This is a genomic window from Aeromonas rivipollensis, assembly GCF_010974825.1.
Lineage (GTDB): Bacteria > Pseudomonadota > Gammaproteobacteria > Enterobacterales > Aeromonadaceae > Aeromonas > Aeromonas rivipollensis.
This window is the reverse complement of record NZ_JAAILA010000025.1, coordinates 23,346-46,495: the sequence shown is the minus strand read 5'-3', so window position 1 is coordinate 46,495 and position 23,150 is coordinate 23,346. Positions and strand designations below refer to the sequence as shown.

Genomic DNA, 23,150 nt, shown 5'->3' with positions numbered 1-23,150 from the left:
GGATCATAAAGAAAACCCGCCCCCTTTCACAGCAGAAAATATCGCCAAGTCGCACTGACAGCTGACTCAGCAGCATCTCCTGCCACGCAGAAATACCCATTTAGTTATAGATGCGATTTCAGTCCATCACGGGAATGCCGGCCCTCGCCTCCGCCTGGCGGGCGATGGCCTCCGTCATCCCCTGGAAGATGAAGAGGTGGAAGGGCAGCATGGCGAGCCAGTAGGCCAGGCCCCAGGCCCCCTGGGGGTGCCAGTGGGCGGTCACCCGCAGCCGTGTCAGGCCGGACTCCTGGGGCTGGATGTTGAACTCCAGTCGCCCGACGCCAGGGGCCTTCATGTTGAACAGCAGATCCAGCCTGCGCCCCTCGTCCACCCCGAGGATCTGCCAGGAGTCCAGCATGTCCCCCTTCACGAAGCGATCAGGATTGGTGCGCCCCCGGGTGAGCGCCGGGCCCCCTATCAGGTGATCCATCCATTCGCGTACCACCCACAGCTCGTTCATGTAGAAGTAGCGCTGCTCACCCCCCAGCTGCTGCAGCACCTGCCACACCACCTCGGGGGAGGCGAGGCACTCGGCCTCCCCGCTGGCGGTGCGATCGTAGAAGCCGTACTCGGGATGTCGCCAGCGCAGGCCGAGCGGCGTCTCCTCCCCCTGTTGCTCGGCGCCAAGCTTCTGCTCCAGCGCCAGGCTCTCCGTCAGCGCCTCGTCGAAGCTGAGCAGGTGCTGGGGCAGCAGGGCCCGCAGTGGACCATCGTCGGCCGGAATGTCGTGCTTGAGGCCGCCCACCAGCGCCTTGGCGATGGGTTGGGGCACAGAGGTGGCAAACTGCAACCACCAGGCGGAGAGCCGGGGGCTCAGGAAGGGGATGGGAATGATGGGGCAACGCTTGCCGATGTGGGCGGCAAACCTCTGCAACTGCTGCTGATAGCTGAGCAGCTCGGGGCCGGCCGCGTTGAAGATGCGGCCATCCACCCCTTGCGCCTCCACCAGGCCGCCCAGATAGTGCAGCAGGTTGGAGAGGGCTATGGGGGGCGTGCGGGAGCGCACCCACTTGGGCGTCACCATCATGGGCAGGTTGAACACCAGATCCCGCATCACCTCGAAAGCGGCGGAGCCGGGCCCTATGATGATGCCGGCCCGCAGCTCCACCGTGGGCACGCCCGCCTCCCGAAACAGCTCGCCGCAGTGGCGACGGGAGTTGAGATGGCGGCTGTTGCAGGGGATCGGTTGTATGGCCCCCAGATAGACGATGCGGCGCACCCCGGCGGCGCGGGCGGCGGCGGCGAAGTTCTTCACCCCCTGCTGCTCCAGCCGGTGAAAACCGGCGCCTGCCCCCATGGCGTGCACCAGATAGAAGACGGTATCCACCCCGGCAAGGGCCGGCAGCAGGGTGATAGGTTTTAGGCTGTCGGCGAGACGAAACTCCACCCCCTCCGGCAGGCGGCAAGGGCGTCGGGCCCCGGCGATCACCCTGTAACCCAGCCCTTGCAGGTGGGGTACCAGATAGGAACCTATGTAACCCGCCGCACCCATCACCAGACAGTTTCGCATTTCGACCCCCCTTGCCATCCCCCATGGACTCGCACCACCATAGGGCAAAGCGGGGCAATACAGAATGCCAGCCAGTAAAAAAGGCGCCCGATGGGCGCCTTTTTCAGAATTCTTCAGAAGTAAGATTACTTCTTGGCAGTCAGACCACCGAAACGCTTGTTGAACTTGTCTACGCGGCCGCCGCTAGAAACTTCTTTCTGCTTGCCGGTATAGAACGGGTGGCATGCGGAGCACACGTCCAGGTTCAGATCTTTACCCAGGGTAGAGAAGGTATTGATGACGTTACCGCAAGAGCACTTGCAGGTGATGGCTACGTACTCGGGATGGATACCAGCTTTCATGGACAACCTCGATTATCAGGCCGTGTCGCCATCCGATCTCTTGTCGGACACCACACGATTGTTGAACACAGTTTCAAAGGCTGCGAATAATATAGGAAATGCCTGAGTTCAGGCAAGTGGCTTCGCAGAAAAAATAGGCAACCCCTGGTGGATTCATCGCAAACGCTTGATCTGGTTCGTGTCGCTGTTCCGGTGCCCTTGCGCCGTCACTTCGACTATCTCTCCCCTTTGCCCCTGCCTGAGCCCGGTTGCCGGGTCGAGATCCCTTTCGGCCCCCAGACCCTGGTCGGTCTGGTGGTGGATCACCCGACCGAGAGTCAGGTGCCCCGCGCCAAGTTAAAGCCCTTGAAACGGGTGCTCGACACGGCCCCTGTGCTGGGGCCCGACATACTGGCGCTGATGGCCTGGAGCGCCGGCTACTACCAGCATCCCCTGGGTGAGGTGCTGCCCCACGCCCTGCCTGTGCTGGTGCGCAAGGGGGAGCCCGCCGCCTACCGGGAGCTGGAATTCTGGTTTGCCACCGAAGCCGGGATGGCAATCGATCTCAACGAACTCAAACGGGCCGCCAAGCAGCAGCAGGCCCTCGCCCTGCTGCGCAAGGGGCCCCAGACCCCATCGGCCCTCAAGCAGGAGGAGATTCAGAGCGCCGCCCTCACCGCCCTGGAGAAGAAGGGGCTGCTGGAGAAGCGCAGCCTGGAGCCGAGCCACGACGGCGACTGGGCAACCCATTTTGACGCCGGTGAGGGGCTGCGCCTCAACGGCGAGCAGGCGCTGGCGGTAGCCGCCGTCACCAGCCAGAGCGACAAGTTCGGCGCCTTCCTGCTGGACGGCATCACGGGCTCCGGCAAGACAGAGGTGTACCTGAGCATCCTCGAGCCCCTGCTCAAGGCGGGCAAGCAGGCCCTGGTGATGGTGCCGGAGATAGGCCTCACCCCCCAGACCATCAACCGCTTCCGCCGCCGCTTCAAGGTACCGGTGGTGGCGATGAACTCCGCCATGAACGACAGAGAGCGGCTCGATGCCTGGCTCGCCTGCCGCGACGGTGGAGCCGCCATCCTGATCGGCACCCGCTCCGCCGTCTTCACCCCGTTCAAGAACCTCGGCATCATCATCATCGACGAGGAGCACGACGGCTCCTTCAAGCAGCAGGATGGTTTTCGCTACCACGCGCGGGATCTGGCGGTGATGCGGGCCCATCGTGCCGGTATCCCCATACTGCTCGGCTCGGCCACCCCCTCGCTGGAGACGCTGCATAACGCTCGCACTGGCAAGTATCACCACCTCAGCCTGACGCGGCGCGCCGGCAACGCCCAGACCGCCCGCCAGGTGATCCTGGACATCAAGAGCGTGCGGCTGCAGGCCGGGCTCTCTCCCCAGCTGGAGCAGCTGATGGCAGAGCACCTGGTGGCGGGCAACCAGGTGATGCTGTTCCTCAACCGGCGCGGCTATGCCCCCTCGCTTATCTGCCACCAATGTGGCTGGAGCGCCGCCTGCGAGCGCTGTGACGCCTGGTACACCTGGCATCAGGCCGGGCGTCGGCTGCACTGCCACCACTGCGACAGCGTGCGCCCGCTGCCTCATAGCTGCCCGGAGTGTGGCAGCAGCGAGCTGATTGGCTCAGGGGTCGGCACCGAGCAGCTGGAGCAGCTGCTCACCACTGTGTTCCCTCAATACCCTGTGGTGCGCATCGACAGAGACAACACCCGCCGCAAGGGGGAGCTGGAGACCCACCTCGGCGACATCAAGGCGGGCAAGTACAAGATCCTGATCGGCACCCAGATGCTGGCCAAGGGGCACCACTTCCCGGACGTAACCCTGGTGGGTCTGCTGGACGTGGATGGCGCCCTGTTTTCCGCCGATTTTCGCGCCGCCGAGAAGCTGGCCCAGCTCTACACCCAGGTGGCGGGCCGCGCCGGTCGCGCCAGCAAACCGGGGCTGGTGGTGCTGCAGAGCCACCACCCGGAGCACGCCCTGCTGCAGGACCTTACCCAGAACGGTTACGGCCACTTCGCCGATACCGCGCTCAAAGAGCGCCGCCTGCTGGGGCTGCCGCCCTTCAGCTATCAGGGGTTGTTCAGGGCCGAGGCCAACGGTCGCGACGAGGTGCAGCTGTTCCTCGGCCGGCTCGCCGATACCCTGCGCAGCGCCCGTTATCCCCAGGTGCAGGTGCTCGGGCCCATCAGCGGCTTCATGGAGCGCAAGGCGGGCAAGTTCCGCATGCAGCTGCTGGTACAGGGGCCAAACCGGGCGCCGCTGGCGCAACTGCTGGATTGGGCGGTGAAGGAGCTGGACGGCTGGCCGGAGACCAAGAAGGTGCGCTGGAGCCTGGATATCGATCCCACGGAGTTGAATTAAGGGTCGCTGCGCTGGTCCGATTACGCTTCGCTAATCAACGGATCTTGCGATAGTGCGCACCCGCCATGGCGTCTTTGCTCCCTTCCCCCTCGCGGGAGAAGGGTTGGGGATGAGGGGGAGAGCCAGAACGCAACGAGGGGGCCTGGGCCCCCTCGTTGTTTTTACCCCATGACTGCTCCGGCTTATTCGGCGACCTGGGAAACCCCGGTCAGCCGCACCTCGACCCGGCGATCCGGGGCCAGACAGGCGATCATCTGCGCCTTGGCGCCATCCGGGCAGCTGCCCCCCGTCACCGGTGACGACTCGCCCTGCCCCTCGGCCCGCACCTTGTCGGCAAACAGCCCCTTGGCAATCAGGTAGTCGGCCACTGTGCGGGCACGCTGTTCCGAAAGGGCCTGATTGTAGGCATCGGATCCCAGCCGGTCGGTATGACCGATCACCGTGGCCACCCCGTCTTTCGGGTTGGCCGCCAGGATCTGGGCAAACAGGCTGTCCAGCGCCTGGCTCGCGGCCGGCTTCAGGGTCGCCTTGTTGAATTCAAACAAGACGTCCGAGTCCAGACTGAACTGCTTCTCTACCAGCACGGGGGCCGGTGCTGGCTCAGGCACGGGAGCCGGCGTCGGCGCCACCGGCTCGTCACCGACCTGACCGAAGCGATAGAGCATGCCCACCGACAGCAGGCCGTTGTCCATCTCAATGCCGGATTCCTCCAGCGAGGTCTTGCCGAGAGGGGTGGTGTACTGGTATTCGAGGCGGGCGGCCCAATCCCTGTCGATGGCATATTCGATGCCCAATGCCCCCACAAAGGCGGCACCGTGATACTTGTTGCCCTCATGGGACTCGGAAAGGCTGCTGGTACCATCGCTGGCCCTGACGTTGAGGGAGCTCTCGGTCCAGGCGTAGGCTCCCCCGAGGCGGCCGTAGATATCCAGAGCTGAGGTCGCGGGCAGGATGATCTTCATGGTGGCCTGCACCATCTGGGCCTTGGCCTCGCCATCGAGTGCAAAATCAACGCCATTGCCCGAGTAGTGCTTGTCCACCTGATACTTGCCGAGCCAGTCATAACCGAGCTCGACGGCCAGGTTTCTGTTGACCTGGTAGCCTGCGAAGAGCCCAAGCCCGAGATCATCGCTGTTCTCGTTCACCCTGGTCGCATCAAACAGCTCTTCGACCTGAGCGTCGTAATCCACCCCGTAAAAATTGGACCAGCCGGCCTTGCCGCCGACATACCAGGTATTGTCCTGGGCGGCAGCCTGCACCGTCCCCGTTGCCATCAGAGCGCCGATCAGGACGGCGAGCATAGATCTGTTCATGGATGAGCCCCTGCAATGAATTGTTATGACGCGGATGCGCCTCTCTTCCCTGACGGGGCCCTGAACCCAAGCCCCGCACTCAGATTATCCCATCTGCAACCAGCCTCAAACGACCAGGGACTCAGGAGTGTGATATTGGCGACATTATCGGCAGATGCACACCCCGGGGCGCCCATAAAAAAACGAAGAGCCAGGCTCTTCGTTTTCATCTCGGGGCGGGATGGTCAAGCCGCCATCACTGACTGCCCTGGCTCGCCAGGAACAGGCGGTAGGCGGGATCCTCGCTCACCTCCTTCCAGCCGTAGCCAATCTCGCGCAGGTAGTCGTGGAAGGCGGCCACGTCCTCGTCCGGCAGCTCGAAGGCACAGAGCACCCGGCCATAGTCGGCGCCGTGGTTGCGGTAGTGGAACAGGCTGATGTTCCAGCGACAACCCAGGGTCTCGAGGAAGCGCATCAGGGCGCCCGGCTGCTCCGGGAACTTGAAGCTGTAGAGACGCTCACCGAGGGGCCGGGCCGGGCGGCCGCCAATCATGTAGCGCACGTGGTTCTTGGCCAGCTCGCTCTCTGTCATGTTGACCACGGGGTAACCGTTGCCACCGAGCTGATCGATGATCTGGCCGAGCTCCTCGTCGCCCCCGCTGAGGCGCACCGAGACGAACAGGGAGGCCTGGGCCGCATCCGCGTAGCGGTAGTTGAACTCGGTCACCATGCGGGGCCCAAGCTGACGGCAGAAGTCGAGGAAGGCCCCCTTGCGCTCGGGTATGGTCACCGCCAGCATGCCCTCGCGCTTCTCGCCGATCTCGCAGCGCTCCGACACATAGCGCAGGCTGTGGAAGTTGACGTTGGCACCGGAAAGGATGGCCGCCATCCGCCCGCCCTTGACCTGCTCCCGCTCGCTGTAGGCCTTGAGCCCCGCCAGCGACAAGGCCCCTGACGGCTCGGCGATGGCACGGCAGTCGTCGAAGATGTCTTTCAGCGCCGCGCAGATCTGGTCGTTGGAGACGGTCACCACCTCGTCCAGATACTGGTTGCACAGGCGGAAGGTCTCGGTGCCGATGCGCTTGACCGCCACCCCGTCCGCAAACAGGGAGACCCGCTCCAGATTGACCGGCTCGCCGGCCTCCATGGCGGCCTTGAGACAGGCGGAGCCCTCGGCTTCCACCCCTATCACCTTGACGTCCGGCAGCAGCTGCTTGATGTAGACAGCCACCCCGGCGGCCAGACCGCCGCCCCCCACGGGCACGAAGACGTGGGTCAGGTGGGTGTCCTGCTCCAGCAGCTCCTTGCCTATGGTGCCCTGGCCCGCGATCACCTCGACGTCGTCGAACGGCGGTATCAAGGTGTAGCCCTCGGTTTCTGACAGACGGCGGCTCTCGGCATAGGCCTCGTCGAAGCTGTTGCCAAACAGCAGCACGTTGCCACCCAGGCGACGCACCGCATCTATCTTGATGTCCGGCGTGGTCTTGGGCATGACGATGATGGCCTTTATGCCAAGTTTGGCCGCCGACAGCGCCACCCCCTGGGCGTGGTTGCCCGCCGAGGCGGCCACCACACCGTGGGATTTCTGCTCGGCGCTCAGGGTGGCGATCTTGTGATAGGCACCCCGCAGCTTGAAGGAGTGCACCGGCTGCAAGTCTTCCCGCTTGAGGGAGACCTGGTTGCCGAGCCGCTCGGAGAGTTTTTTCAGACTCTGCAAGGGTGTCACCCGCGCCGCCTCGTAGACGGGGGAGAGCAACACCTTGCGTAGATAATCCGCCGCTGAAACCATGTCCTATTCCTCCAGCTTGCTTAAATCACGTACCGCACCTTTGTCGGCACAGGAGGAGGCGAGCAGCACTTTGCATAAATGGTTTGTCGTCGCGCTCATCATCACTCCTCCAGCTTGCTTAAATCGCGCACCGCACCTTTATCTGCGCTGGTAGCGAGCATGGCGTAGGCACGCAGGGCGTAGGAGACCTGACGCTGGCGATTGAGCGGCTTCCAGCCACGGGCTTCCACGGCAACACGGCGGGCGGCCAGCACGCTGTCGGCCACCTCCAGCACCATGCTGCGGGCCGGGATATCGATGTTGATGATGTCGCCATCCTCCACCAGCCCAATGGTGCCGCCGGAGGCCGCCTCGGGGGAGACGTGACCGATGGAGAGGCCAGAGGTGCCACCGGAGAAGCGACCGTCTGTGATCAGGGCGCAGGCCTTGCCGAGACCCATGGACTTGAGATAGGTGGTGGGGTAGAGCATCTCCTGCATGCCGGGGCCGCCCTTGGGCCCTTCGTAGCGGATCACCACCACCTCGCCGGCCTGGACGGTGCCATCCAAGATGCCCGCGACCGCCGTGTCCTGGCTCTCGAACACCCGGGCCGGGCCGCGGAAGCAGAGGTTCTCGTCATCCACCCCGGCGGTCTTGACGATGGCACCGTTGAGGGCCAGGTTGCCGGAGAGCACGGCCAGGCCCCCTTCCAGGCTATAGGCATTCTCCAGGGAGCGGATGCAGCCTTCGGCACGGTCCAGATCCAGTTCGGGCCAACGGCAATCCTGGCTGAATGCCTTGGTGGTGCGGATCCCGGCCGGGCCGGCGCGGTAGAAGTCGTGCACCGCCTTGTCGTCACAGCGGCTGACGTCATAGGCCTCAAGCAATTCGCTCAGGGAGGTACCGAGCACGTTGCGGGTATCCCCGTGCACCAGGCCGGCTCTTTCCAGCTGGCCCAGGATGGCGACCACGCCACCGGCGCGGTGCACGTCTTCCATGTGGTACTTCTGGGTGGAGGGCGCCACCTTGCACAGCTGGGGCACCTTGCGGGACATGCGGTCGATGTCGGCCATGGTGAAGTCCACCCCGGCCTCCTGGGCCGCCGCCAGCAGGTGCAGCACCGTATTGGTGGAGCCGCCCATGGCGATGTCCAGGGCCATGGCGTTCTCGAACGCCGCCTTGGTGGCGATGTTGCGCGGCAGGGCGCTCTCGTCATCCTGCTGGTAGTAGCGATTGGCCAAAGCGACGATGCGCTGACCGGCCAGCTTGAACAGCTGCTCGCGGTCCGCGTGGGTCGCCAGCATGGAGCCGTTGCCCGGCTGGGAGAGGCCGAGCGCCTCGGTCAGGCAGTTCATGGAGTTGGCGGTGAACATGCCGGAGCAGGAGCCGCAGGTGGGGCAGGCGCTGCGCTCGATCTGATCGCTCTGGGCGTCGGAGACCTTGGGATCGGCCCCCTGGATCATGGCGTCCACCAGATCCAGCTTGATGATCTGATCCGACAGCTTGGTCTTGCCCGCCTCCATGGGGCCGCCGGAGACGAAGATCACCGGTATGTTGATGCGCAGGGCGGCCATCAGCATCCCCGGGGTGATCTTGTCGCAGTTGGAGATGCAGACCATGGCATCAGCGCAGTGGGCGTTGACCATGTACTCCACAGAATCGGCGATAAGCTCGCGGGACGGCAGCGAATAGAGCATGCCGCCATGGCCCATGGCGATGCCGTCATCGACCGCTATGGTGTTGAATTCCTTGGCGACGCCGCCGGCGGCCTCGATCTCCCGGGCCACCAGCTGGCCAAGATCCTTGAGGTGCACGTGACCGGGCACGAACTGGGTGAAGGAGTTGACCACGGCGATGATGGGCTTGCCGAAATCCTGATCTGTCATGCCGGTGGCACGCCAGAGGGCGCGGGCCCCGGCCATGTTACGTCCGTGGGTGGTGGTGGCGGATCTCAACTTCGGCATTGTCTCTACTCCCTGAATACATGAGCCCGACTGGGCAAACTTATGGTGCGAAGCTGTCGCTTCAAATCGGTTGTGGCAAGGGATAGGGCCCTTGCCATAGCCGACTCCAATCCAAACATGAGCGGGCGACCGGGTCGCCCGCTCAGCTTTCGATCAGTCGTTGACCGGGGTCAGCCAGCCCCACTTGTCCTCGGTCTGGCCGTTGAACAGGCCGAAGAAGGCGTTCTGCAGCTGCTCGGTCACCGGGCCACGGCTGCCAGCGCCCACCTTCATCCGATCGACAGAGCGCACCGGGGTCACCTCGGCGGCGGTGCCGGTCATAAAGATCTCGTCCGCCACGTAGAGCGCTTCCCGGGGCAGCGCCTGCTCGCGCACCTCGTAACCGAGATCCCGGGCAAGCGTCATTATGGTGTCGCGGGTGATGCCGGGCAGGATGGCGGCGGTGGCGGGCGGGGTGAAGAGCACGCCGTTCTTCACCAGGAAGAGGTTCTCACCGGCCCCCTCGCTCAGGTAGCCGTTCACGTCCAGCGCCAGCCCCTCTGCGAAGCCGTTGCGCTTGGCCTCCCGGCTGATGAGCTGGGACGAGAGGTAGTTGCCGCCCGCCTTGGCGCCGGTGGGAATGGTGTTGGGGGCGAGCCGGCTCCAGGAGGTGACACAGACATCCACCCCGTTTTTCAGCCCCTCTTCGCCGAGGTAGGCGCCCCAGGGCAAGGCCGCCACCATGAGATCCGCCTTGGCATCCAGCGGCGGATGCAGCCCCAGCCCCACGTTGCCGACAAAGGCCAGCGGGCGCAGATAGCCGCTTTTGAGGCCGTTCTCGCGCACCACTGTGCGGCAGGCTTCATTCACTTCGGATTCGCTGTAGGGCACGTCCATCCAGTAGATTTTGGCGGAGTCGAACAGGCGGCGGGTGTGCTCCTGCAGCCGGAAGATGCAGGTCCCCCTGGGGGTGTCGTAGGCGCGCACCCCCTCGAACACAGAGGAGCCGTAGTGCAGGGCATGGCTCATGACGTGGACCTGGGCATCTTGCCAGGGCACCAGCTTGCCATTGAACCAGATGTATTGAGGCTGAGTGGCAGATTGGGAAGGCTGTGACATTGGCTTGGCTCCTTAAGCGCTGATCCGGGGTTGCTGTTCCAGTGCATCGACCCGGGAGACATCCACCAGCTTGACCAGCTGGCTCCACAACTGCTGGATGGGACGCTCCGACTCGACAGTAACCGTGATCCGCAGCTGTTGGCAATCCTGCTCCATGTTCAGAGAGCAGAGAGCGAAGCCACGGTGACGCACCACCCGCAGCACCCGCTCCATCACTTCGGGTCTGGGCTGGGCGTGAATATGCAGGGTGTGCTGCGCAAATCCGGGTTGGTGAAAGCTGTGCTGCTTCATGGGCGTTGCTCCATCATCTTGTGGTTGGCGACTCCCGGCGGAACCAGGGGCCAGACGTTTTCTTCCTCTGAAATGGCCACATGCAGCAGGTAGGCACTCTCGCTTGCCAGCAGGCGATCGAGCGCCGGTGCTATCTGCTCCTTGCATGTGATGGTCTCGCCCGGGATGCCGAAGGCGGCGGCCAGAGCGATGAAATCCGGGTTGTCGGAGAGTATGGTCTCGCTGTAACGGCCGTCGAAGAACAGCTCCTGCCACTGGCGCACCATGCCGAGACGTTGATTGTCGATCAGCACCATCTTCACCTTGAGCTGGGCCCGGCGTATGGTGCCGAGCTCCTGCACGTTCATCATGAAGGAGCCGTCACCGCTCACCAGCACCACCTCGTCATCCGGGCGCGACATCTTGGCGCCGATGGCGGCGGGCAGACCGAAGCCCATGGTGCCGAGACCAGCGCTGGAGAGGTGATTGCGCGGGCTGGTGAAGCGCATGTGCTGGGCCACCCACATCTGGTGCTGACCCACGTCGCAAGCCACCACGCTGGTCTCGGGCAGCAGTGCCGAGAGCTGTTTGAGCAGAGCCGGGGCATAGATGGGCTGGCCGGGATGGTCGTAGCGGAAGGCATACTCGCGAGCCATGGCGGCGCAGTGCTCACGCCAGGGATCGATCGCCAGCGCCATGGCCAGGGCGGGCAACACCCGCTTGAGATCCGTGGTTATGCCCACGTCGGCGGCGCGGCGCTTGCCGAACTCGGCGGCATCCACGTCCAGGTGGATCACCCTGGCCTCGGGGGCGAACTCCTCCAGCTTGCCGGTCACCCGATCATCGAAGCGGGCACCCACCACCAGCAGCAGATCGCACTGCTGCACCGCATAGTTGGCGGCCTTGGTGCCGTGCATACCGAGCATGCCGAGGTAGACGGGGCTGTCGGGGTCGAGCGCCCCTATCCCCTTGAGGGTGGTGACCGCAGGCATGCCGGTGACGGCGGCAAAGTCGCGCAGTTGCTGCTCCGCGTTGGCCATGCCCACCCCACCCCCGACGTAGAGCACCGGGCGCTCGGCAGCGGCCAGCAGGGTGCGGGCCAGGGTCAGCTCGGCCGGATTGAGGGGCTCTGGCTCCTCCACCGCAAACAGCGGGCTCTGGGCAGGCACGGAGGCCAGCTGCACATCCTTGGGAAAGTCGATGAGCACAGGACCCGGACGCCCCTCGGTGGCGATGGCGAAGGCTTCCGCCAGCACCCGACCCAGATCGGCGGCATCGGTCACCATGAAGGAGTGCTTGGTGCAGGAGAGGGACATGCCGAGCACGTCGACCTCCTGAAACGCATCGGTACCGACGGCAGCGCAAGCCACCTGACCGCTGATGGCCACCAGGGGCACGGAATCGAGCAGCGCCTCCGCCAGGCCGGTCACCAGGTTGGTGGCCCCCGGGCCCGAGGTGGCGATGCAGACCCCCACCTGACCGGAGGCGCGGGCATAACCCACGGCGGCCAAGGCGGCCCCCTGCTCGTGACGGCAGAGCTGATGGGCCAGGCCACCGTCATACAGGGCGTCATAGACCGGCATGATGGCCCCGCCCGGGTAACCAAACACCTGGGTCACACCCTGTTTCTTGAGAGCCTGTACCAAAAACTGCGCGCCGTTCATGTGGAAATCCTGTCCTTTGGTCGAAAAAAAACCCCCGGGCCGTGAGGCTCGGGGGTCGCTTGTTTCGTTCTGTCCGGTGGTGGGTCTATCCCTTGTTCCGTGCAGCTAAACGAGCCCCGAGCGGTGAGATAATAATCACCACTAGGACCACAATAATGCTGACGAAACGGGAGGCCATGTTCATAGTTACAACCGGAAATCCTGTGAAATGGGGGCGGTTTGCACCGCGAATGACTATTAGAACTAGCACGGTGATTTTTATTGGGCAAGCCTTTTTTACCTGACAAGACTCTGATTTTGACTGATCAGCAAGCTACTCTCTGGAACAAAAAACTAATAAAAAACGGTTAACCAGCACATACATCAAACCAAGGACGGGATTTATGTCATTAGCTGTGGTTTATAGCCGTGCCAGCCTGGGGATAGCGGCGCCGCAAGTCACGGTGGAAGTCCATTTATCCAACGGCCTGCCCGCCTTCAACATGGTGGGCCTGCCGGAAACCTCGGTGAAGGAGTCGCGGGATCGGGTGCGCAGTGCCCTGCTCAACGGCAATTTCGAGTTCCCCTCCAAGCACATCACAGTCAATCTGGCCCCCGCCGATCTGCCCAAGGAGGGAGGCCGTTTCGATCTGGCCATCGCCATCGGCATTCTCGCCGCTTCCAAGCAGATACCGGCAACATATCTGCTCGATCATGAATTTTTAGGGGAGCTTGCCTTGACCGGCGAGATCCGTCCCGTGCTCGGGGTGCTGCCCGCCGTGCTCGCCTGCCGCGATGCGGGCCGCACCCTGCTGGTACCGCGAGAGAACGGCCCCGAGGCCTCCCTCATCCAGGATGCCGAGGTGCGCACCGCCCACCAGCTGCTGGCCGTCACCGCCTGGCTGGCGGGTCAGTACGAACTGCCGCTGCCGGAGCCCCAGACCACGGACACCCTGCCCGATGTGCCGGATCTGCAGGATGTGATAGGCCAGTCCCAGGCCAAGCGGGCGCTGGAGATCGCCGCCGCCGGCAGCCACAACCTGCTGTTCATAGGCCCGCCCGGCACCGGCAAGAGCATGCTGGCAAGCCGCCTGCCCGGCATACTGCCGCCGCTCAGCGAACAGGAGGCGCAGCAGACCGCCGCCATCCACTCCATCGGCGGCCTCACCCCCCGCGCCGGCCACTGGCACCACAGGCCCTACCGCACGCCCCACCACAGCGCCTCGGCTGTAGCCCTGGTGGGAGGTGGCAGTCACCCGCGGCCGGGGGAAATATCCCTGGCCCACAATGGTGTGCTGTTTCTCGACGAGTTGCCTGAGTTCGAGCGCAAGGTGCTCGACTCACTGCGAGAACCGCTGGAGACGGGTCACATCACCATCAGCCGGGCCGCCCGTCAGGTGGATTTTCCCGCCCGCTTCCAGTTGGTGGGCGCCATGAACCCCAGCCCCTGCGGCCACTATGGGGACGGCCAGACCCGCTCCAGCCCGGATCAGATACTGCGCTACCTCGGCAAGCTCTCAGGCCCCTTCCTCGACCGTTTCGATCTGACGGTGGAGGTGCCGCTGCTGCCCAAGGGCAGCCTGACTGGCAAGGCGGAGCGGGGGGAGTCGAGCCAGCAGATCCGCGACCGGGTGCTAGGGGCGCGCGAACGAATGCTCAGTCGCAACGGCAAGCTCAACAACTTGCTGGATAGCCGAGAGATAGAGGACATTTGCCGATTATCACCGCAAGATGCCGAATTTCTGGAGAACGCCATCCAGAAGCTGGGGCTCAGCATCCGGGCCTGGCACCGCATTTTGCGGGTGTCGCGCACCATAGCGGATCTGGCGGGGCGCCCCGTCATCGAGAAGGAACATCTTATCGAGGCGCTCGGTTATCGCGCCATGGACAGGCTGCTGTCGCGGCTGCGCAGCGGCCAGTGAGCGCCAGGAGATCCCGGCGTCTGTGCGGTGCATCCATGGTCTAGCGCCGGATCGGCTGATATTATGGCCACAGATCTGACCACTTGGTTGCCACCCACAGACACGAAAACGGATCCGATTCATGCACAACAAGCTGATAGAGCGGCTGCGCGGCTGCCTCTCGACCCTGCTCTATTTCCTCAACACCCTCTTCTGGTTTGTCCCCATACTGCTGCTCGGCCTCATCAAGCTGCTGCTGCCGCTCAAGGGCTGGCGTACCCTCTGCAACGCCCTGCTGGACGGCTGTGCCAGCTGCTGGATAGGTTTCAACAATCTGATCCAGAAAACCATCATCAGAACCCCTTTCGAGGTGGTCGGAGTGGACAAAGGACGCCGGAATGAGTGGTATATGGTGGTTGCCAACCATCAATCCTGGGTCGACATACTGGTACTGCAGCGGATTTTTAATCAAAAAATTCCCTTCCTGAAGTTTTTCCTCAAGAAAGAACTGATTTGGGTACCTTTTCTCGGTCTGGCCTGGTGGGCGCTGGACTTCCCCTTCATGCGGCGATATTCACGCAGCTTGCTGGAAAAGAAGCCGCATCTGAAGGGAAAAGACATAGAAACGACGCGTAAGGCCTGTGCCAAGTTCCGCCACATTCCGGTGAGTGTGATGAACTTCGTAGAGGGCACCCGCTTCACCACCCACAAGCACGACAAACAGGGTGCCCCCTATCGCCACCTCCTGCACCCGAGGGCTGGCGGCATCGCCTTCACCCTGGCGGCCATGGGGGATCAACTGCACAAGCTGGTGGATGTGACCATCGCCTATCCAGGCGGCATCCCAAGCTACTGGGACTTCATGTGCGGTCGGGTCAAGGAGATCAAGGTTCGGGTCCGCTTTCTGCCGATCGAACGCAATCTGGTGGGGGATTACTTCAATGACCCCGAGTTCCAACAAGAGTTTCAACAGTGGCTGAACGGGATCTGGCGCGAGAAAGACCAGACCCTGAACCAGCTGCTGGCGGACAAGACGCAGTAAACGACGCCCATGCTAAGCCTGCTCCCCGGCCCCCTGGTGCTGTTCATCAGCGCCGGCCTGACCATATTGTTCACCGCCCTGTGCGCCAGCCTGATCCTGCTGGTCTCCCTGGCGAAATTGCTGCTGCCCATCCCGGCCTTCGGCCGAGTCTGCAGCCGACTCAACAATGGCTTCATGAGGCTGTGGCTGGGTTGCAACGCCCTGGTGATCCGCCTCACCACCCGCATCGACTGGCAGCTCGAGGATGACACCCGGCTGCGCAAAGATGGCTGGTACCTCATCATCAGCAACCACATGAGCTGGACCGACATAGTGGTGCTGGGCCACCTGTTCCGCGACAGGCTGCCGGTGCCCAAGTTCTTCATGAAGCACGAGCTCATCTACATACCGCTGCTGGGGCTCGCCTGCTGGGGGCTCGACATGCCCTTTATGCGTCGCTACTCACGGGAGTTTTTGCTGCGCAACCCGCACCTGAGGGGCAAGGACATAGAGACCACCCGCAACGCCTGCGAGACGTTTCGCCACATCCCCACCACAGTCATCAACTTCGTGGAGGGGACCCGCTTCACCGAGGCTAAGCGAGAGGCGACCCGATCCCGCCACCGCCACCTGATGCCGCCCAAGGCGGCGGGGCTCGCCTTCACGCTGGCGGCCATGGGGGAGCAGTTCGACAGCCTGATCAACGTCACAATCCGCTACCCGGACAACAGCGAAACGCCGTTCAAGGACTTCCTGATGGGGCGGATGAAGCGCATTCAGGTGCGCATCGAGGAGCTGCCGGTGGATGAGGCGCTGGTGGGTGACTACTTCAACGACAAGCAGTTCAAACGCGGTTTTCAGGCGTGGCTGAACCAGCGCTGGCAGGAGAAGGACGAGGTATTGGAAGGGTGGCAGCGAGCTCAGGAGCCCGCTGCGGTGGCCGCCAGGGAGAGTGCCAGAGCCAGCTCGGGCAACTGATCCTCGCTGAACACCTGAATGCCGTGACGGCGCAGCAGGGCCGTGGTCTTGCCCTCTCCCGCCAGGGAAACGCCTTCGAAGCGGCCGTTGTAGATGCGGCCACTGCCGCAGGAGGGGCTCCCCTCCTTGAGCAGGGCAAAGCGAATGCCCTGCGCCAGGCAGAGCCCGAGCGCCAGCTCGGCGCCGCGATCGAACTCGGCGGTCACATCCAGCCCGCTCTCGGTCACCACAAGCTCACCCTGCCGCTCGGCGGGCGGACGCGGGGTCGGCAGGCCGCCCGCCACCTCGGGGCAGAACGCCAGCGCCCTCCCCTCGGCCCCCAGCGCATTCAGCCAGTCGCTGACGATCCCCTTGCTCTGGCCGTCGTAGCGTACCGGCTGACCCAGCAGGCAGGCACTCACCAGTACCCGGGGCGGCGCTTTATTCATGCTTCCGCTCCATGCATCACCTGATCGAACATCACGCAGCAGGGGCTCTCCAGCCGGTAGAGAATGGCGGGCCGCTGCTTGCCGGTACGCTTGCGGCCGGTATCCACCAGGATGTCGGCACGATGGATCCGCTTGCGAAACGCCGCCGTATTCATCGGGGTCTGCAGGACTATCTCGAAGGCCCGCTGCACCTCGGAGAGGGTGAACTCGGCCCCCAGCAGTTGCAGCGGCAGTGTGCTGTAGCGGCTCTTGATGCGCAGCCGCTCCAGCCCCATGGCGACCAGCTGGCCGTGATCGAAGGCAAGGTCGAGACCCGGCAGGGCCGAGAGCGGGTGCCAATGACCTCGCACGGCCTCCGCCTCCGGCTCCACCAGACACAGATAGACCAGGGTGGTGGACCAGCCACGGGGATCCCGTTCCAGATTGCCGAGGGTACAGACCTGCTCACTGTAGCAATGACCCAGCCCCCACTCCCCCAGCAGACGGTGACGGGCGGCATCCAGATCCCTATCCCGGGTCTCGTCGATGCGCAGGGCCGGCAACTGCCAGCAGTGGCTAAAGGGGGGGCGATCCCGGGTCTCGAGGAGCAGTTCGAGCCGCTCCTCGTTCAACCGCAGCACCACCATATCCAGACTCATTCTCGGCATCCTGGTCGACCTGCTCGCCTTCTAATAATGTTTGGTAGATAATATCACAAGAATATTATGTGCAGGAGCCACCCATGGGAACCATCGCCAGCCTGGATATAGATGCGCAGAAGGGCTTTACCCCCCTCTGCCCGAACGAGCTGCCCGTCGCGGGCGGGGCTGACATAGTGGCCGCTCTCAACGCGCAAGCCGCCCTCGCCAGCCTGCGGATCGGCAGCAAGGACGCCCACCCCGCGAACGCCGCCTGGGTGGTAACAAACCCCGCCGCCATGCTGCAACCGCTGGACCTGCCCAACGCCGATCTCACCTGGCCGACCCATTGCGTACCAGGCACTCCTGGCTTCGAGCTGCTCGATGGCCTGCCCGCCCCCATCGACTATGACTTCTTCGTCTGGAAGGGGGTCGAGCCGGACCTGCATCCCTATGGCGCCTGTTACCATGACCTGGCCGAGCGGCGCAGCACAGGGCTCATCGAATTCCTGCAAGCCCGCGGCATCAGCACAGTACTGGTGGGCGGCCTCGCCACCGACTACTGCGTCAAGACCAGTGTGCTGCAACTGCGCCGTGCCGGTCTGCGGGTCATAGTGCACCTCGATGCCTGCCGTGGCATAGCGCCCGAGACGGTTGCCAGCGCCCACACCCAGATGATCGAGGCGGGTGCCGAACTGGCCCAGACCCTGATCGATGTACAACACCTTCTGGACGCCTGATATGTCACCCATTCTCACCAGCCTGCCCGGCGCCCGCAAATTACCCATGCGGCAGGTCACCCGCCTGCCAGGATACTGATATGCCCCCTATCCTCACCAGCCTGCTCGACACAGACGCCTACAAGCTGCATATGCAGCAGGCGGTGTTCCATCGCTACCCGGATGCCGAGGTGGTGGCCGAGTTCCACAGCCGCAACGAGGAAGATCTGCTGCCCATGATGGGCGAGATCGAGGAGCAGCTGCGCCTCGCCGGCTCCCTGCGCCTGACCGGCTCCGAGCTCGACTTCCTGGCCGAGCGCCCCTTCTTCACCGCCGATTACCTCGATCACCTGCGCCGCAAGCCGCTGGATGCCTCTCTGCTCAAGGTGTTCGAGCAGGATGGCCGCATCAATGTGCGGGTCGAGGGACCCTGGCAGGACGTGATCCTGTGGGAGATCCCTGTGCTCGCCATCATCAGCGAGATGCGCAACCGCTTCCGCTATCCCCAGTTCGGGGTGAGCCATGCCCTGGCGCGGCTGGACCAGAAGATCGACAAGCTGGAGCGGGAACTCAGCCCCGAGGAGATGCAGGATTTCAACCTCATCGACTTCGGCACCCGCCGCCGCTTCTCCCATGCCGTGCAGGATGCCGTGGTGGGCCGCCTCAAGGAGCGCCTGCCGGCATTTCGGGGCACCAGCAACTACCAGCTGGCCCAGAAGTACCGGCTACCGGCGGTGGGCACCCAGGCCCACGAGTGGTTCCAGGCCCACCAGCAGCTCGGCTTCCCGCTGGAACACAGTCAGCGCGCCGCCCTCATCAGCTGGCTTGACGAGTTCACCAACCATTTGGGCATAGCCCTGACCGACTGCATCACCATGGATGCCTTCCTGCGCGACTTCGATTTCGAGTTGGCCAGCCGCTATCAGGGACTGCGCCACGACTCCGGTGACCCCGTGGTGTGGGGCGAGAAGGCCATCAGCCACTACCAGCGGCTCGGCATAGATCCCAAAGACAAGACGCTGGTCTTCTCCGACGGCCTCAACCTCGACAAGGCCGTCGAGCTATTTCGTCACTTCCGTGGCCGCATCAACACCAGCTTCGGCATCGGCACCAAGCTCACCTGCGATCTGCCCGGCGTCAGCCCGATGAACATCGTCTTCAAGCTGATGGAGTGCAACGGCGGCCCGGTCGCCAAGATCTCCGACAGCCCGGGCAAGACCCTGTGCCGGGACGCGGACTTCATCCGCAACCTCAAGCAGGCCTTCCACGTCGGGGTGTGAACCCCCAGGAACAGCAGACAACAAAAAGCCCGCCGGTTTGCACCGGCGGGCTTTTTTATCGACTCGGGAGAGGTCAGTCTTTCTTGGCCAGCAGGAATTTCACCAGCTGGTTGAACTGCTCCTGGGAGGTGATGGATTCAATTTTCACCAGGTACTTGCCATTGACCAGGAAGGCCGGCACACCGCGAATGTTGTAGCTCTCGGTGTTGCGATCGAACTGGGAGACCATGCCGGAGACGGCGAAGCTGTCGACGGCACCGTCAAACTCTTCGGCCGGTACGCCGTTGTCCACGAAGATCTGCTTCACGTCGGCACGGCTCTGCGGCACCTGACGCTGGGTGTGGATCTTGTCGAAGATGACCGGGGTCAGCTTGCCTTCGACGTTCAGCAGGTTGGCGACGGCATAGGCGCGTTGCATCTCCGGACCCATCTCACGGCCCAGGAAGGCCACCGGGTTCTTCTTCATCGGCACGCCTTCCGGCAGGCTCTTCTTCAGATCTTCGGCGATCGGCTCGAACTTGGCGCAGTGCGGGCAGAAATAGGAGAAGAACTCCAGCACTTCAGGTTGGGCGCTGCCGGTCTGGGTGACCACGTCATAGTTGACGCCTTCCTTGAATTCCGGGGCGGCGTGAACCATGGGGATCATCAGCATGGCAGCGAGGAAAAATAGTACTTTTTTCATGACGTTTCCTGTTAAGGGATCACTGTGAGGCACGCCCGGCGAACCGAAGCAGTCCAAGCCTATTGCGTCACCTTCCCGCCGTCAATGGCAAAGGCGGGTGGGCGAGCCCATCGCCGCAGCATCCAAGCCCAGGTTGCCGGGGCTTGTCCGGCCAGCATCAGCGACCCGGAGCGCTTCCAGCTGGTCTTGCCCCGGGTATCGCGATTCGCCTGCCTTACCAGTTCGGCATCAGCGTAAGGGGCGGCGCCTTGAGCGCTTCCAGTTGGTCGTGCAGGGTCGCTATCTGCTGGCGCCAGTAGTGATCCGTATTGAACCAGGGGAAGTGACGGGGGAAGGCGGGATCCTCCCAGCGCCGGGCCAGCCAGGCCATGTAGTGGACTATCCGCATGGCTCGCAGCGGTTCGATCAGCGCCAGCTCCCGCGGGTCGAACTCCATGAACTCCTCGTAGCCGGCCAGCAGGGTGTCGAGCTGGATCTGCTGCTCGTGGCGCTCGCCGCTCAGCATCATCCAGAGATCCTGGATGGCGGGGCCGGTGCGGCAGTCGTCGAGATCGACGAACAGGGGGCCGTCACGCCACAGTATGTTGCCGGGGTGGCAATCCCCGTGCAGGGAGATCCGGGCCACGTCCAGGGTCATGGCGTCGCAGACATGCCGGATCAGCTCGTCGAGCACCCCGAAGAACTGCTTGGCCAGGCCGCTCGGCACCCACTCTCCGGCCGCCAGCAACTGACGCGGCTCGTGCAGCATGCTCTCCACGTCCAGCTGGACCCGATGGTGGAAGGAGTGACTGGCCCCGACACTGTGGATGCGGCCGAGATAGCGCCCCACCCACTCCAGCTGATCCAGGTTGTCCACCTCGAACTGGCGACCACCGACGCTCTGCCAGATGGCGAAGGGGTAGCCCTGATACTCCAGCAGGGTCTCGCCGGCAAAGGCGATGGGGGCGGCGACCGGGATCTCCGTCTCACGCAGGCGAGCGGCAAACTCGTGCTCCTCGAGGATCTGGGCTCGGCTCCAGCGACCGGGGCGGTAGAACTTCACCACGTAACGGCGACGCTCCTCATCCTGAAACTGGTAGACCCGGTTTTCATAGCTGTTGAGCTCGATGAGGCCGGAGTCGATGCGCAGGCCGCTGAGATCGATCGCATCCATGATGAGGTCGGGATTGAGGTCGGAATAGTTGAAACGCATGTCATCCACCATGAGAAAGGGGCGCTGTTGCGCCCCATTCTATCCGAGATAGCCAATCAATGCCGCCCATGATCCCGATCCGGAACATTCCACGGACGCCCGTGGCACGCCGGATCAGCCGTCCGGGACGGCCCCTCAGAGTCGGCTGATAAACTTGCTGGGCTGGCGCAGGGTGCCCTTGCTGTCGTCCGGTGCGGCTCCTTCCCGTTTGAGCACGAACTGGACATCCAGGGTCGGCCGCTTCAGGTTGAAGGGATCCACCGCCAGGCTCACCGGCAGGGTGAAAATTTCCCCTGGTTTGAGAGTCACTTCCCTCGGGCCGAACCACTGGTGCTCCGGCAACCCTTCCACATCCAGTTGATAGGTCTGGGATTGCAGGGTCTTGTTGAGGATCTTCAGGGTATAGGTGTTCTCGATGAGCCCCTCGCTGTTCTCCCGGAACAGCTGGTTGCGATCCCGCAGTATGTCGAGCCCCATGGGCATGATGGACATGGCGTTGTAGACGAAGACCCCCAGCATGATGACCATCACCAGGCCATAGCCGAGCAGCTTGGGCCTGGCCACATGGGTCTGGTTGTGGGCCAGCTTGTGCTCAGTGGTGTAGCTGATCAGCCCCTTCGGATAGCCCATCCGATCCATGGTCTGATCGCAGGCATCGACGCAGGCGCCGCAGTTGATGCACTCGTACTGCAGACCATCGCGGATGTCGATGCCGGTCGGGCAGACCTGCACGCAGAGATCGCAGTCGATGCAGTCCCCCAGCCCCAGCGCCTTGGGATCTGCCTTGCGGCTGCGGGCGCCACGGGTCTCGCCGCGCTTGCTGTCGTAGCCGACTATGTAGGTGTCCTTGTCGAACATGGCGGACTGGAAGCGGGCATAGGGGCACATGTGGATGCACATGATGGCGCGCATCCAGCCGGCGTTGCCGTAGGTGCAGGCGGCGAAGAACAGCACCCAGAAGATGACCCAGCCGCTCGCCTGCAGGGTGAAGAAATCAGGCACCAGCTGGAACACATCCTGGAAGTAGGCGACGAAGGTGAGGCCGGTGCCCAGCGACAGCAGGATCCAGGCCAGATGCTTGGCGCCCTTGCGGGCCAGCTTCTCGCCACTCCAGGGGGCGGCATCCAGCTTGCGGCGCTTGTTGGCGGCGCCTTCCAGCTTCTCTTCGAACCAGATGAACATGAAGGTCCACACAGTCTGGGGGCAGAGATAGCCGCACCAGACCCGGCCGAGGAAGGTGGTGACGAAGAAGAGGGCGAAGGCGGCGATCATGAAGACCCAGGCCAGCAGGGTCAGATCCTGCGGCCAGATGGTGGCGCCGAAGATGTGGAACTGCTGGTGCTCCAGATCGAACAGTACCGCCTGGCGGCCATCGTAGCGCAGCAGGGGCAAGGTGACGAAGAGGGCGACGAAGAACCAGCCCATGGCCTTGCGCACCCGCTGCCAGTAGCCGGTCTGGGACCTGACGTAGATGCGGTTGCCGGGATTGAACCTGTCATCGCCCGCCTTGAACGTGTGGGGATTGAAGGTCCCGGTGACGTTCTTGTCGGTCACATCCTTGATATCGATCTTGTCCTGGTCGGCCATTGCAGCACATAGCTCCACTCATATTGTTATGAAGGCGATTATATCTTAAACAGCCTGCTAATTGTGTGGGTTAAATGTATCTATAGTTCGAGTGCCGTCGCAATTTCAGGCAACAAAAAAGACCCATAGCCAGTTGACTATGGGCCTTTTTAGAGATTCTCTTGAAACCTTCCTCTTCCGGCAACCCGGCGGTCGGGTTACTTGATGCCGCGGGCCTTGAGCAGGGCTTCCTTGAAGTCCGGAACATGATCCTTGGCCAGGCCCGGAATCATCGCCTGCTTGTCGGATTCGCGCATCTTGAGGTGGTAGATCAGCATGTCGTCGGTCAGCTCGGACAGGGCGCCCTCATAGCCGGCCTCTGCCGCCAGTTTGGCGATGAATTGCACCAGGCTGAGATCCTGCTCCTTGATCCAGGCGGGCTGCAGCAGCTCCAGCAGCTCTTCGATACGATGACATTGCATA

Annotated in this window: 20 protein-coding genes; 6 read left to right on the top strand and 14 right to left on the bottom strand. The window is 63.4% G+C overall.

The annotated features are described in order from the left end of the window. Nucleotides 1-118: 118 nt before the first annotated feature. Both G4923_RS14385 and rpmE read right to left on the bottom strand, forming a co-directional pair. Entirely contained in the window at nt 119-1,552 is a 1,434-nt protein-coding gene (locus G4923_RS14385) for a DUF2867 domain-containing protein (RefSeq protein WP_163137476.1), read from the bottom strand. Between the two features lie 125 nt (nt 1,553-1,677). Then, on the bottom strand, nt 1,678-1,893 hold the full coding sequence (gene rpmE, locus G4923_RS14380; protein WP_025328741.1) for a 50S ribosomal protein L31: 216 nt from the start codon (nt 1,891-1,893) through the stop codon (nt 1,678-1,680). 147 nt (nt 1,894-2,040) lie between these two features. On the opposite strand from rpmE, the gene priA reads away from it, so the two are divergent. Then, nucleotides 2,041-4,248 carry a primosomal protein N' gene (gene priA / locus G4923_RS14375; protein WP_163137475.1) on the top strand — a complete coding sequence of 736 codons (2,208 nt, stop codon included), beginning with the start codon at nt 2,041-2,043 and terminating at the stop codon, nt 4,246-4,248. A 182-nt stretch (nt 4,249-4,430) separates the two neighbouring features. On the opposite strand, the gene ompA is transcribed toward priA, so the two are convergent. The 6 genes from ompA to ilvG form a co-directional block, all read right to left on the bottom strand. Continuing rightward, nucleotides 4,431-5,561: a porin OmpA gene (ompA, locus tag G4923_RS14370; protein WP_163137474.1), complete on the bottom strand. Its 1,131-nt coding sequence runs from the start codon at nt 5,559-5,561 to the stop codon at nt 4,431-4,433. A gap of 235 nt (nt 5,562-5,796) precedes the next feature. Continuing rightward, nucleotides 5,797-7,329: a threonine ammonia-lyase, biosynthetic gene (gene ilvA / locus G4923_RS14365; RefSeq protein WP_163137473.1), complete on the bottom strand. Its 1,533-nt coding sequence runs from the start codon at nt 7,327-7,329 to the stop codon at nt 5,797-5,799. A 101-nt stretch (nt 7,330-7,430) separates the two neighbouring features. Beyond that, the gene (gene ilvD, locus G4923_RS14360; RefSeq protein WP_163137472.1) at nt 7,431-9,272 is read right to left on the bottom strand and encodes a dihydroxy-acid dehydratase; all 1,842 of its coding nucleotides are present in this window, start codon (nt 9,270-9,272) and stop codon (nt 7,431-7,433) included. A 153-nt stretch (nt 9,273-9,425) separates the two neighbouring features. Next, on the bottom strand, nt 9,426-10,370 hold the full coding sequence (locus G4923_RS14355; RefSeq protein WP_163137471.1) for a branched-chain amino acid transaminase: 945 nt from the start codon (nt 10,368-10,370) through the stop codon (nt 9,426-9,428). Between the two features lie 12 nt (nt 10,371-10,382). Beyond that, a complete protein-coding gene (gene ilvM / locus G4923_RS14350; protein ID WP_106885470.1) occupies nt 10,383-10,661 on the bottom strand; it encodes an acetolactate synthase 2 small subunit in 279 nt (92 codons plus the stop codon). Further along, nucleotides 10,658-12,304 carry an acetolactate synthase 2 catalytic subunit gene (gene ilvG / locus G4923_RS14345; protein WP_163137470.1) on the bottom strand — a complete coding sequence of 549 codons (1,647 nt, stop codon included), beginning with the start codon at nt 12,302-12,304 and terminating at the stop codon, nt 10,658-10,660. Before ilvG ends, ilvM begins: the two co-directional genes overlap by 4 nt. 383 nt (nt 12,305-12,687) lie before the next feature. Between ilvG and G4923_RS14340 the strand changes: the two genes are divergently transcribed. The 3 genes from G4923_RS14340 to G4923_RS14330 all read left to right on the top strand — a co-directional run bounded on the left by G4923_RS14340 (nt 12,688) and on the right by G4923_RS14330 (nt 16,183). Continuing rightward, nucleotides 12,688-14,205, top strand: a complete 1,518-nt coding sequence (locus G4923_RS14340; protein ID WP_163137469.1) for a YifB family Mg chelatase-like AAA ATPase — start codon at nt 12,688-12,690, stop codon at nt 14,203-14,205. Between the two features lie 121 nt (nt 14,206-14,326). Next, entirely contained in the window at nt 14,327-15,226 is a 900-nt protein-coding gene (locus G4923_RS14335) for an acyltransferase (RefSeq protein ID WP_163137468.1), read from the top strand. A 9-nt stretch (nt 15,227-15,235) separates the two neighbouring features. Beyond that, the gene (locus G4923_RS14330) at nt 15,236-16,183 is read left to right on the top strand and encodes an acyltransferase (RefSeq protein WP_163137467.1); all 948 of its coding nucleotides are present in this window, start codon (nt 15,236-15,238) and stop codon (nt 16,181-16,183) included. Here the strand turns inward: G4923_RS14330 and G4923_RS14325 are convergent. Then, entirely contained in the window at nt 16,126-16,611 is a 486-nt protein-coding gene (locus G4923_RS14325) for a 2-thiouracil desulfurase family protein (RefSeq protein ID WP_163137466.1), read from the bottom strand. The genes G4923_RS14330 and G4923_RS14325 overlap by 58 nt on opposite strands. Then, nucleotides 16,608-17,258 (bottom strand): NUDIX hydrolase, encoded by a 651-nt coding sequence (locus tag G4923_RS14320; protein WP_111910828.1) that lies wholly within the window; start codon nt 17,256-17,258, stop codon nt 16,608-16,610. The genes G4923_RS14325 and G4923_RS14320 overlap by 4 nt, the downstream gene beginning before the upstream one ends. 74 nt (nt 17,259-17,332) lie before the next feature. On the opposite strand from G4923_RS14320, the gene G4923_RS14315 reads away from it, so the two are divergent. Continuing rightward, nucleotides 17,333-17,968 (top strand): nicotinamidase, encoded by a 636-nt coding sequence (locus G4923_RS14315; RefSeq protein ID WP_163137465.1) that lies wholly within the window; start codon nt 17,333-17,335, stop codon nt 17,966-17,968. Between the two features lie 80 nt (nt 17,969-18,048). After that, nucleotides 18,049-19,227, top strand: coding sequence for a nicotinate phosphoribosyltransferase (gene pncB, locus G4923_RS14310; RefSeq protein ID WP_025328755.1), 1,179 nt, complete (start codon nt 18,049-18,051; stop codon nt 19,225-19,227). 73 nt (nt 19,228-19,300) lie between these two features. On the opposite strand, the gene G4923_RS14305 is transcribed toward pncB, so the two are convergent. From G4923_RS14305 to G4923_RS14290, 4 genes are all read right to left on the bottom strand, one after another. Continuing rightward, nucleotides 19,301-19,909, bottom strand: a complete 609-nt coding sequence (locus tag G4923_RS14305) for a thiol:disulfide interchange protein DsbA/DsbL (RefSeq protein WP_111910826.1) — start codon at nt 19,907-19,909, stop codon at nt 19,301-19,303. 214 nt (nt 19,910-20,123) lie between these two features. After that, nucleotides 20,124-21,113, bottom strand: a complete 990-nt coding sequence (locus G4923_RS14300) for a serine/threonine protein kinase (protein ID WP_111910825.1) — start codon at nt 21,111-21,113, stop codon at nt 20,124-20,126. A 123-nt stretch (nt 21,114-21,236) separates the two neighbouring features. Beyond that, complete coding sequence (gene ccoG, locus G4923_RS14295) at nt 21,237-22,688, bottom strand: cytochrome c oxidase accessory protein CcoG (RefSeq protein WP_163137464.1); 1,452 nt, start codon at nt 22,686-22,688, stop codon at nt 21,237-21,239. Nucleotides 22,689-22,885: 197 nt separating this feature from the next. Next, a complete protein-coding gene (locus G4923_RS14290; RefSeq protein ID WP_025328759.1) occupies nt 22,886-23,149 on the bottom strand; it encodes a YihD family protein in 264 nt (87 codons plus the stop codon). Nucleotide 23,150 lies beyond the last annotated feature (1 nt).

Coding starts and splice junctions, on each gene's coding strand:
- G4923_RS14385 (WP_163137476.1), bottom strand. CDS start 1,552: ATGCGAAACTGTCTGGTGATGGGTGCGGCGGGTTACATAGGTTCCTAT.
- rpmE (WP_025328741.1), bottom strand. CDS start 1,893: ATGAAAGCTGGTATCCATCCCGAGTACGTAGCCATCACCTGCAAGTGC.
- ompA (WP_163137474.1), bottom strand. CDS start 5,561: ATGAACAGATCTATGCTCGCCGTCCTGATCGGCGCTCTGATGGCAACG.
- ilvA (WP_163137473.1), bottom strand. CDS start 7,329: ATGGTTTCAGCGGCGGATTATCTACGCAAGGTGTTGCTCTCCCCCGTC.
- ilvD (WP_163137472.1), bottom strand. CDS start 9,272: ATGCCGAAGTTGAGATCCGCCACCACCACCCACGGACGTAACATGGCC.
- G4923_RS14355 (WP_163137471.1), bottom strand. CDS start 10,370: ATGTCACAGCCTTCCCAATCTGCCACTCAGCCTCAATACATCTGGTTC.
- ilvM (WP_106885470.1), bottom strand. CDS start 10,661: ATGAAGCAGCACAGCTTTCACCAACCCGGATTTGCGCAGCACACCCTG.
- ilvG (WP_163137470.1), bottom strand. CDS start 12,304: ATGAACGGCGCGCAGTTTTTGGTACAGGCTCTCAAGAAACAGGGTGTG.
- G4923_RS14340 (WP_163137469.1), top strand. CDS start 12,688: ATGTCATTAGCTGTGGTTTATAGCCGTGCCAGCCTGGGGATAGCGGCG.
- G4923_RS14335 (WP_163137468.1), top strand. CDS start 14,327: ATGCACAACAAGCTGATAGAGCGGCTGCGCGGCTGCCTCTCGACCCTG.
- G4923_RS14330 (WP_163137467.1), top strand. CDS start 15,236: ATGCTAAGCCTGCTCCCCGGCCCCCTGGTGCTGTTCATCAGCGCCGGC.
- G4923_RS14325 (WP_163137466.1), bottom strand. CDS start 16,611: ATGAATAAAGCGCCGCCCCGGGTACTGGTGAGTGCCTGCCTGCTGGGT.
- G4923_RS14320 (WP_111910828.1), bottom strand. CDS start 17,258: ATGCCGAGAATGAGTCTGGATATGGTGGTGCTGCGGTTGAACGAGGAG.
- G4923_RS14315 (WP_163137465.1), top strand. CDS start 17,333: ATGGGAACCATCGCCAGCCTGGATATAGATGCGCAGAAGGGCTTTACC.
- pncB (WP_025328755.1), top strand. CDS start 18,049: ATGCCCCCTATCCTCACCAGCCTGCTCGACACAGACGCCTACAAGCTG.
- G4923_RS14305 (WP_111910826.1), bottom strand. CDS start 19,909: ATGAAAAAAGTACTATTTTTCCTCGCTGCCATGCTGATGATCCCCATG.
- G4923_RS14300 (WP_111910825.1), bottom strand. CDS start 21,113: ATGGTGGATGACATGCGTTTCAACTATTCCGACCTCAATCCCGACCTC.
- ccoG (WP_163137464.1), bottom strand. CDS start 22,688: ATGGCCGACCAGGACAAGATCGATATCAAGGATGTGACCGACAAGAAC.
- G4923_RS14290 (WP_025328759.1), bottom strand. CDS start 23,149: ATGCAATGTCATCGTATCGAAGAGCTGCTGGAGCTGCTGCAGCCCGCC.